Source organism: Micromonospora sp. NPDC000207, from assembly GCF_040300925.1.
Taxonomy (GTDB): Bacteria; Actinomycetota; Actinomycetes; order Mycobacteriales; family Micromonosporaceae; genus Micromonospora.
Genome location: NZ_JBEPEQ010000160.1, coordinates 1 through 9,908, shown reverse-complemented (window position 1 = coordinate 9,908; position 9,908 = coordinate 1). Strand labels below are relative to the sequence as shown.

Genomic DNA, 9,908 nt, shown 5'->3' with positions numbered 1-9,908 from the left:
CGGTGGTGACCGTCGTGAGGGCGGCTTCCGCCGCGAGGGTGGCTTCGGCGGCGACCGCCGTGAGGGCGGTTTCCGCCGCGACGACCGTGGCGACGGTGGCAACCGTGGCGGCGACCGTCGTGAGGGCGGCTACCGGGGTGACCGGGACGGCGGACAGCGGGGCGACTCCGGTCGGGGACGCTTCGACAGGTCGTCCGACGGGCGGGACAGCTACCGCGACAGGCCGCGACGGGACGACCGGTCCGACTCCGGCGACCGTCGCCGCGAGGGCGGCCAGGAAGACCGTGCCGGAGGTACGTCGGCACCGGAACTGCCCGACGAGATCGTCGCGTCCGACCTCGACCAGGCGGTCCGGGCCGAGCTGCTGTCGTTGGCCAAGCCGGTGGCGGAGAGCGTCGCCCGGCACCTGGTGGCGACCGGCGCCCTGATCGACGAGGACCCGGAGGGGGCGCTGGCTCACGCACTGGCTGCCCGTCGTCTGGCCTCCCGCATCTCGGCCGTTCGGGAAGCGGTCGGGCTGGCCGCGTACCACGCCGGTGAGTGGCAGACCGCCATCGCCGAGCTGCGCACCTACCACCGGATGACCGGCGAGCAGAGCCATCTCGCGGTGATCGCCGACAGCGAGCGGGCGCTCGGCCGTCCGGAGCGGGCCATCGACCTGTTCCGGGGTGCCGACCAGGAGAAGCTGGACCGGTCCGTGGCGACCGAGCTGCTGATCGTGGCCGCCGGGGCTCGGGGGGATCTGGGGCAGAAGGACGCGGCCGTGGCGATGCTGCAGGTTCGCGAGTTGACCGCCGAGGCCACCGAGCCGTGGACGGCGCGGCTGCGGTACGCGTACGCCGACGCGCTGCTCTCCGTCGACCGGCGGGAGGAGGCCCGGGAGTGGTTCTCCCGAGCGGCCGAGGTCGACGTCGACGGTGAGACGGACGCTGCCGAGCGGCTGCTGGAGCTCGACGGCGTGCTGATCGAGGGCGACGAGGAGGCCGACGACGAGGACGTCGCCGGTCCCGACGCGGAGTCCGACCGGGACGACCGGGCCGACCGGGACGGTGAGGAGGCGGACGGCGAGGTGGCCGGCACCGCCGCCGAGGACGAGACCGGTGACAGCGACGTGTCGGTGGATCCTGCCGCTGCGGTGGACCGGGACGGGGACTCCGAGCCGCGTGTCGAGGACTCTGCGGACGTCGACCGGGTGCCGGCCGACGAGGACGGCCCGGACTCCGGTTCGGACCCGGCCGACCGCACCGACGAGTCGGGGACGACGGCGACCGGTCCGGCCCCGGCCGAGGGGCGGGTCGACCCGGCGGCGGACCAGCGGTGAGTGACCTCTCCGGCGGGCCGCTGGCCGACGACTACCGGCTGGTCGTCTTCGACCTCGACGGGGTCATCTACCTGATCGACAGGCCCATTCCGGGTGCCGTCGAGGCGGTCGGTCGGCTGCGGGCCGAGGGGCGGGAGATCGCGTACGCCACGAACAACGCTTCGCGGCGCTCCAGCGAGGTGGCGGAGATGCTCAACGGAATGGGCGTCTCCGCCCGCACGGAGGAGGTGCTCACCTCGGCTGCCGCTGCGGCGCAGCTGCTCGGGGAGCGGTTCCCGGCCGGTTCCGCGGTTCTGGTCGTCGGTGCCGACGCGCTGCGCGCCGAGGTCCGGGCGGTGGGGCTGAACCCGGTCGGGCGTGCCGACGACGCCCCGGTCGCTGTGGTTCAGGGTGGCGGTTCGCAGGTCGGCTGGACCGATCTGGCCGAGGCCACGATCGCGGTCCGGTCCGGGGCCACCTGGATCGCCACGAACACCGACCGGACGTTGCCCAGTGGGCGGGGCCCGCTGCCTGGCAACGGCTCGCTGGTCGCGGCGGTGGGTACCGCGTTGGGGCGGGACCCCGACCTGGTGGTGGGCAAGCCGGAACCGGCGTTGTTCACCACGGCGTCGCGCCGGGCCGGTTCGGGGCGTGCCCTCGTGGTCGGCGACCGCCTGGACACCGACATCGAGGGCGCCTGCCGGGCGGGCCTCGACAGTCTGCTCGTCCTGACCGGGGTCAGCGACGTGGCGGAGCTGCTCTCCTGCGGTCCCGAGCGCCGACCCACGTACGTGGCGTTCGACCTGGCCGGGCTCTTCGACCCGGCGGCGGTGGTCCGGGTGACCCCGGGCGCTGACGGAACTCTTCCGACCGGTGGCGGCTGGTCGGTGTCCGTCGGGGGCGACGGCTGGGAACTCGTCGGCTCCGGTAGGGCGTTGGACGCGTTGGCGGTGCTCTGCGCCGCAGCCTGGTCCACGACGGGGCTTCCCGTGTTCCGTGCCGGGTCTCCGGCGGCGACGCAGGCGTTCGCTGAGTTGGGGCTGACTGTGTGATCGGTGGCCGCCGTCGACGACGACGGCGGCCACCGCACCGGGCAGGGGAGCCCTGCTCAGAGCAGTTTGCGGAGCTTCATCAGGTCGAACGGGTTCGCCTTGATCGACACTCGGCGTGCGGCGAGGGCCTTGGTGATCTCAAGTTCACCACGGACCAGGGCGAGCAGGTCGTCACCGGTGCTGCTGAGGGCGATCTTCGCCTTCGGGTCGTCGCCCTCGGTCAGTCCGACCAGCCGTCCGCCGGTCAACCGGCCGTGGAAGGCGGTGTCCAGGTCGGTGATCCGGCAGACCAGGGTCCGGTCCAGGTCGATCCGGTCCCGCACCGTGGCGGCGTTGCGGTCCAACCGGGCGGCGAGTTCCTCCAACGCCTGCCGACACTCGTCCACGCTGGCCACCGTCGCCTCCTCACACCGCACGCCACACCGTTTCCGGCACCGTACCGCACGGGGGCTCGTGGGCGGCCCGGTAGCGTGGACACCTGCACACCCATCCTCGGAAGGACTCAGGTATGCAGGACGCGTGGCGCGCCTACCTCGAGCTGGCCATGGGCCTGACCGAAGCGCCCCGGAAGAAGGCTCAGGACACCGTACGACGGGTGGTGGGCTCGGGCGGGGCGACGGCGACCCAGCTGCAGTCGCTCGCCGAGGAGTTGGTCTCCACGGGTGCGTCGAACCGGGAGGCGCTGACCAAGCTGGTCCGGTTCGAGGTGGACCGGGCTCTCGGGCTGGTCGGTCTGGCCACCGCCGAGGAGGTCGCCGAGCTCAACCGGCGGGTGCGGGATCTCGAAGGACAGCTGCGTCAGGCCCGTCTCGGCGGTGCCGCACCCGCGACGTCGGCGACCGGTGCGCGGGTCGGTGGCCCGGCGGTGGAGCCGGTCGCCGAGGGGCCGCAGGACGCGCGTGCACCGGGTGCGGCGGTGACCGGGCAGGCCGCCGTGGCGAAGAAGGCGGTGGCGCGGCAGCCCGTGGCGAAGAAGGCAGTCGCGCGGCAGCCCGCCACGAAGGCGGTGGCGAAGAAGGCCGTGGCGAAGAAGGCAGTCGTGAGGCGATCCCCCGGGGACGAGCCGCCGGCCACCGGTGGGTCGGCCGACGAGGCGACGGCGTGACACCGGGGGACGTACCGCGTCCGGGGCCTCGCCCCGGCCTGCCGTCGGCTCCGGCACCGCAGGGCGTGCCGCGACCGGGGGTATTTCCGCGTCCGGGGCCGCCACCGGGCGGGACCCGGGGGTACGACGGGGAGGCCGGGCATCCGGCGGTGGACGCCGCCGTGCAGGCGATGGCCAACGCGGCGACGCTCTCCCCGGCCGACCAGATCGCCCAGTACGAGGCGGCCTACCAGACGTTGAGCGAGACCCTCGCCACCATCGACCGGGCCTGAGGAGAACCAGAACACCGTGGCACGTCGTAACCGGTTGGACGCCGAACTCGTCCGTCGAGGGCTGGCCCGCTCTCGGGAGCAGGCCGCCGTGTTGGTGCAGGACGGTCGGGTCCTGGTGCGTGGGGCGCCGGCCCGCAAGGTCGCGGCCATGGTCGACCCGGCCGATCCGGTGCTGGTCACCGGGGACGACCCGAGCACCGAGTACGTCTCCCGGGGCGGTCACAAGCTGGCCGGGGCGCTGGCGGCGTTCGGTCCGCAGGGGCTGTCGGTGACGGGTCGGCGATGCCTGGACGCGGGGGCGTCGACGGGCGGCTTCACCGACGTCCTGTTGCGTGCGGGGGCGGCGGAGGTGGTCGCCGTGGACGTCGGGTACGGGCAGCTCGCCTGGTCGTTGCGGACCGACGACCGGGTACGGGTGCAGGAACGGACCAACGTGCGGACCCTGACCCCGGAGTCGATCGGTGGTCCGGTGGGCCTGGTCGTGGCGGACCTGTCGTTCATCTCCTTGCGTCTGGTCCTGCCGGCCCTGGCCGGGTGCACCGATCCGGACGGTGATCTGGCCCTGATGGTGAAGCCTCAGTTCGAGGTGGGTCGGGAGGGGGTGGGGGCCGGTGGGGTGGTCCGGGATCCGGCGTTGCGGGCCGAGGCGGTCCTCGACGTGGCGGCCGGTGCGGCCGACCTGGGTCTGGGGTTGGCGGACGTGGCGGCGAGCCCGCTGCCGGGGCCCAGCGGGAACGTGGAGTTCTTCGTGTGGCTGCGCCGGGGGGCGCCGTCGGCGGATCCGGAGCGGGTCCGGGCGGTGGTGGCGGCCGGGCCGGACGGTCCGGTACGGTCCGGCGACCTGGATGCGACTGCCGAGGAGGTTGCGGGGTGAACGCGAGGGGGTCGGCGGATCGGACCGCGTTGCTGGTGACCCACACCGGTCGTCGACGCAGCACCGAACACGCGCGGGCCGTCGCGGCGGATCTGATCGCCGCCGGTTTCGAGGTCCGGGTGGTCGCCGAGGAGGCCGACGACCTGGATCTGCCCGGTGTGGTGCCGATGGCCGGGCTGGAGGCGGCCGAGGGCGCGGAGATCGTGTTCGCGTTGGGTGGTGACGGGACCTTCCTGCGGGCGGCGGAGTTGGCCCGGCCGGCGAAGGTGCCGCTGCTCGGGATCAACCTGGGCAAGGTGGGTTTCCTCGCCGAGGCGGAGATCGACGACCTGGACGTCGCCGTGCGGGACGTGGTGGACCGCAACTACGCCGTGAACGAGCGGCTCACGTTGGACGTGACCGCCGAGTTCGAGGGTGGTCCGACGATCGAGTCGTGGGCGCTCAACGAGATCAGCGTCGAGAAGGGCGAACGGGCCCAGATGCTGGAGTTGCTCGTCGACGTGGACGGTCGGCCGTTGTCGCGGTACGGCTGCGACGGGGTGGTGTGCGCCACGCCGACAGGTTCCACCGCGTACGCGTTCTCCGGCGGGGGCCCGGTGGTCTGGCCGGAGGTGGAGGCGTTGCTGCTGGTGCCCATCAGCGCGCACGCCCTGTTCAGCCGGCCGTTGGTGACCGCCCCCGGGTCGACCTTCTCGATCACCGTGGATCCGTTCACCACGTTGGCGGTGCTCTGCTGCGACGGGCGTCGGGTCTACGACCTGCCGCCGGGGGCGCGGGTGACGGTCCGGCGGGGTGCGCTGCCGGTGCGGATCGTCCGGTTGCAGGACCGGCCGTTCACCGACCGGTTGGTGGCCAAGTTCGATCTACCGGTGCACGGGTGGCGCGGCAACCGTCGGTGACCTGACAGCCGGAGATTCATGTTCGTCGCGAGTCGCGGCATGTGGGCGTGTCCGGGCCGGTCGACCGCCCGACGTGCGGCGTCTCGCGTCGGCGTGTCCGGGGTCGGGACCGTCGGCGGCGCGACGGTGGGCCGCGTCGGCTGGTCAACTGTCGGGGCGCGCGTCTACTGTCGGGTGCTGTGCTGGAAGAGCTACGCATCACCGGACTGGGCGTCATCGAGGACACCACGCTGCCGCTGGCCGACGGGATGAACGTCATCACCGGCGAGACGGGCGCTGGTAAGACCATGGTGGTGACCGGCCTCGGCCTGCTCTTCGGCGGGCGGGCCGACGCCGGACGGGTCCGCGCCCAACCCGGCCGGGCGGTCGTGGAGGGGCGGCTGCGGTTGAGCGGCCGGACGGCGGAGACGGTGCACGCCCGTACCGTCGACGCCGGTGGTGAACCCGACGACGACGGTTCGCTGCTGTTGAGCCGTACGGTCACCGTCGAGGGGCGTTCCCGGGCCTATCTGGGTGGGCGGAGCATGCCGGTGGCGATGCTCGGCGAGGTGGGCGAGCAGGTGGTGGCCGTGCACGGCCAGTCCGACCAGCTTCGTCTGCTGCGTCCGGCCGAGCAGCGGGCGGCGCTGGACCGGTTCGCCGGTCCGGAGCACGAGAAGCTGTTGGAGGCGTTGCGGGAGACGTACGCGGGGTGGCGGCGGGTGGTGGACGACCTGGCCGACCGGCGCAGCAACGCGCGGGCCCGGCATCAGGAGGCCGACCTGCTGCGGCTGGGGCTCGACGAGATCACCCGGGTCGACCCGCAGCCGGGCGAGGACGCCGAGTTGAAGGTGGAGGCGCAGCGGCTGGAGCACGCCGAGGGGCTGCGGACCGCCGCGCAGGTGGCCCAGCAGTGTGTCGCGGGTACGGGGGAGCCCACCGACGAGGTTCCGGACGTCACAGCGCTGCTCGGTACGGCTCGTCGCACCCTGGAGGCGCAGGCCGGCACCGATCCGGCGTTGGGTGAGTTGGCGTCCCGGTTGGAGGAGGCGGCGACCCTGGTCGGGGACGTGGCAGCGGAGCTGTCGACGTATCTGGCGGCGCTGGATGCGGATCCGGCCCGGTTGCAGGTGGTGTACGAGCGGCGGGCGGCGTTGCGGGCGTTGACCCGTAAGTACGCCGACGACGTGGACGGGGTGGTGGCGTGGGCCGAGCGGGCCCGGACCCGGTTGTCCGAGTTGGACACCTCCGACGAGTTCCTCGACGAGTTGGACCGGGAGGCGTCGCGGCTGGCCGGTGAGGTGGCGGAGTTGGCGGGTCGGGTGTCGACGTCGCGTGGGGAGGCGGCGGGGCGTTTCGCCGATCAGGTCACCGTCGAGTTGGCCGGGTTGGCGATGCCGCATGCCCGGATCGAGGTGGCGGTGCTGCCCCGGGCGGCGGGGCGCAGTGAGCCGTCCCTGTCGGTGAACGGTGCCGAGGTGGGTGTCGGTCCGGATGGTGCCGACGAGGTGGAGTTGCGGTTGTTGGCCCATCCGGGGGCGCCGGCGTTGCCGTTGCAGCGGGGGGCCTCGGGTGGGGAGTTGTCCCGGGTGATGCTCGCCATCGAGGTGGTGTTCGCCGGGTCGGGTGGGCCGCCGACGTTGGTCTTCGACGAGGTCGACGCGGGGGTCGGTGGCCAGGCCGCGGTGGAGATCGGCCGCCGGTTGGCCCGGTTGGCCCGTAGTCATCAGGTGTTGGTGGTGACGCATCTGCCGCAGGTGGCGGCGTTCGCGGACCGGCACCTGGTGGTGGCCAAGGACACCGGGGGTGCGGTGACCACGAGCGGGGTGCGGGTGGTGGAGGACACGGCTCGGGCCCGGGAGTTGTCCCGGATGTTGGCCGGTTTGCCCGACTCGGATCTGGGTATCGCTCACGCGGAGGAGTTGTTGGCCGTGGCGGCCCGGGAACGGCGCTTCTGAGCCGGTTTTGTGGGTGCGGGCGCACCGGGCGCGGCCCCGGTGTGCTTCCCTGGGTAGGCGACCCTGCTCAGGCATGTCGCGACGGAATTGCCTTCCTCACATGCCAGGATGGTCAGGATGCGTCTTCCCACCTTGCGCCGCGCCCGGAACGTGGAACCGGGCCGGGTCCTCGGCACCGCGCGTCTCGACCGGCGGACGAAACGGCTGGTCGGGCGGCTCCGGCCCGGTGACATCGCGGTCATCGACCACGTGGACGTCGACCGGGTCGCCGCCGATTCGCTGGTGGCGGTCGGTGTCGCGGCGGTCCTCAACGCCAAGCCGTCGGTCTCCGGTCGCTACCCGAACCTCGGTCCGGAGGTGCTCGTCTCGGCGGGCATCCCGCTCCTCGACGACCTCGGTGAGGGGGTGTTCGAGCGGATCCGTGAGGGTGACGTCGTCCGGATCGAGGGCAACACGGTCTTCGTGGGTGACGAGCCGGTCGCGCACGGCAGTCTCCAGGACGCCGAGACGGTCGCCAAGGCGATGGCGGACGCCCGGGAGGGTCTGTCGGTGCAGTTGGAGGCGTTCGCCGCCAACACGATGGACTACCTGCGGCAGGAACGTGACCTGCTGTTGGACGGGGTGGGCGTTCCGGACATCCAGACGGAGATGTCCGGTCGGCACTGTCTGATCGTGGTCCGGGGGTACGACTACAAGGCCGACCTGGACGTGCTGCGCCCGTACATCCGGGAGTTCAAGCCGGTGTTGATCGGGGTCGACGGTGGTGCGGACGCGCTGGTGGAGGCGGGTTACACCCCCGACATGATCATCGGGGACATGGACTCGGTCACCGACGACGTCCTGCGGTGCGGTGCCGAGGTGGTCGTGCACGCGTACCCGGACGGTCGTGCTCCGGGTCTGGCCCGGGTGAACAGCCTCGGTGTGTCGGCCATCACGTTCCCGGCGGCGGCGACCAGTGAGGACCTGGCGATGCTGCTGGCCGACGAGAAGGGGGCGTCGCTGCTGGTCGCGGTCGGCACCCACGCCACCCTGGTGGAGTTCCTCGACAAGGGGCGCGGCGGCATGGCGTCGACGTTCCTGACCCGGCTCAAGGTCGGTGGGAAGCTCGTCGACGCCAAGGGGGTGAGCCGGTTGTACCGGCAGAGCATCTCCGGGTCGTCGCTGCTGTTGCTGGTGCTCTCGGCGGTGGCCGCGATGGCCTCCGCGGTGACGGTCTCCACCGTCGGCAAGGCATATTTGGGCGTGGTCTCCGAATGGTGGGACAATTTCGTGTTCCAGCTGGGCCAGCTCTTCTAGATCCCGAACCGATAGAGGCTGCAAGCGTGATCAACTTTCGGTACCACGTGGTGTCCCTGACCGCGGTCTTCCTGGCGCTGGCGATCGGGCTGGTGGTGGGTACGGCCGCCCTCAACGGCCCGGTGGTCGACTCGATCAAGGAGCGGGTCAACGCGCTGAGCAAGGACAACCAGCAGATGCGGCAGTCGGTGCAGAACATGCAGAAGGAGCTGGAACAGGAGGAGGAGTTCGCCGCCGACATGGCGCAGGTCTTCCTGCCGGGCCGGCTCACCGACCGTCGGGTGCTGGTGTTGGGCCTGCCCTCGGGGCGGGACCACACGGAGGGCGTGATGCAGATGCTCACCACCGCCGGGGCGAACATCACCGGCCGGGTCGACCTGCAGGACAAGTTCATCGACCCGGAGAACAACAGCAACCTGATGGAGTTGGCGACCGTCGCCGCCCGGCCCACCGCCCCGGCCACCGGTCTGCCCGGCAACGGGCACGGTGTGGAGACCTCCAGCGCGTTGCTGGCCAGCGTCCTGCTCGACCGGCCCGAGGGCGGTACCCCGGTGACCGAGGCCGACCGGCGGGCGGTGCTCGCCTCGTACGTCAACGCCGGGTACGCCGCCAGCGAGGAACGGGTGGCCGGTCCGGCGGAGGCGGTCGTGGTGGTCAGCGGGCAGCCGTACGTGGACAAGGACTTCGGCAAGAAGGACGAGTCGGTGGTGAAGATCGCCGAACAGTTCGACCGGACCGGGGCGACGGTGGTGGCCGGCAACGGGTCGGCCGGGGGGAACCTGGTGGCGATCGTCCGGGCCGACCCGGTGTTGTCCCAGTCCATGTCGACGGTGGACAACGCCAACACCATCCAGGGGCAACTGGTGACGGTCCTGGCGATGGTGCAGCAGTTGACCGAGAAGAAGGCCGGTCAGTACGGCGTGGGCGACAACGCCGCCGAACGGATGCCTAAACTGCCCCAGTGAGCGAACCACGTGACGGCCTGTCCGGAAACCATCCTCTCGTGACGGGAGTGACCCCGTGAGCCTGTTGGGACGGTTGCTGGTCGCCGGTGCCGGTGCAGCCGCCGCGCGGTACCTGCTGCGTGAGGTCCGGACCGCGCCGGTCGGCCCGGACCTGGAGCGGACCAACTTCCGGGGCCGTACCGTCACCCTGGCCGCCGGTCCGGCGCTG

Annotated in this window: 10 protein-coding genes; 9 read left to right on the top strand and 1 reads right to left on the bottom strand. The window is 72.2% G+C overall.

Annotation, left to right across the window (positions count from 1 at the left end; all coding sequences use genetic code 11):
- The first annotated feature begins 364 nt into the window (after positions 1–364).
- Complete coding sequence (locus tag ABT336_RS25520) at positions 365–1,321, top strand: tetratricopeptide repeat protein (protein ID WP_350899838.1); 957 nt, start codon at positions 365–367, stop codon at positions 1,319–1,321.
- Positions 1,318–2,352, top strand: coding sequence for an HAD-IIA family hydrolase (locus ABT336_RS25515; protein WP_350899836.1), 1,035 nt, complete (start codon positions 1,318–1,320; stop codon positions 2,350–2,352). Before ABT336_RS25520 ends, ABT336_RS25515 begins: the two co-directional genes overlap by 4 nt.
- A gap of 56 nt (positions 2,353–2,408) precedes the next feature.
- On the opposite strand, the gene ABT336_RS25510 is transcribed toward ABT336_RS25515, so the two are convergent.
- Positions 2,409–2,747: an alkyl sulfatase C-terminal domain-containing protein gene (locus tag ABT336_RS25510; RefSeq protein ID WP_350899834.1), complete on the bottom strand. Its 339-nt coding sequence runs from the start codon at positions 2,745–2,747 to the stop codon at positions 2,409–2,411.
- A gap of 113 nt (positions 2,748–2,860) precedes the next feature.
- Here ABT336_RS25510 and ABT336_RS25505 point away from each other — a divergent pair, with 113 nt between their 5' ends.
- From ABT336_RS25505 to ABT336_RS25475, 7 genes are all read left to right on the top strand, one after another.
- On the top strand, positions 2,861–3,457 hold the full coding sequence (locus ABT336_RS25505; protein WP_350899832.1) for a phasin family protein: 597 nt from the start codon (positions 2,861–2,863) through the stop codon (positions 3,455–3,457).
- Entirely contained in the window at positions 3,454–3,729 is a 276-nt protein-coding gene (locus tag ABT336_RS25500) for a hypothetical protein (protein WP_350899830.1), read from the top strand. Before ABT336_RS25505 ends, ABT336_RS25500 begins: the two co-directional genes overlap by 4 nt.
- A 16-nt stretch (positions 3,730–3,745) precedes the next feature.
- Positions 3,746–4,603 carry a TlyA family RNA methyltransferase gene (locus ABT336_RS25495; protein WP_350899828.1) on the top strand — a complete coding sequence of 286 codons (858 nt, stop codon included), beginning with the start codon at positions 3,746–3,748 and terminating at the stop codon, positions 4,601–4,603.
- On the top strand, positions 4,600–5,502 hold the full coding sequence (locus ABT336_RS25490; protein ID WP_350899826.1) for an NAD kinase: 903 nt from the start codon (positions 4,600–4,602) through the stop codon (positions 5,500–5,502). The genes ABT336_RS25495 and ABT336_RS25490 overlap by 4 nt, the downstream gene beginning before the upstream one ends.
- Positions 5,503–5,681: 179 nt before the next feature.
- Complete coding sequence (gene recN / locus ABT336_RS25485) at positions 5,682–7,439, top strand: DNA repair protein RecN (RefSeq protein WP_350899824.1); 1,758 nt, start codon at positions 5,682–5,684, stop codon at positions 7,437–7,439.
- Positions 7,440–7,556: 117 nt separating this feature from the next.
- Entirely contained in the window at positions 7,557–8,735 is a 1,179-nt protein-coding gene (gene steA, locus ABT336_RS25480; RefSeq protein ID WP_350899822.1) for a putative cytokinetic ring protein SteA, read from the top strand.
- 26 nt (positions 8,736–8,761) lie between these two features.
- Positions 8,762–9,700: a copper transporter gene (locus tag ABT336_RS25475; protein ID WP_350899820.1), complete on the top strand. Its 939-nt coding sequence runs from the start codon at positions 8,762–8,764 to the stop codon at positions 9,698–9,700.
- Positions 9,701–9,908: the final 208 nt, after the last annotated feature.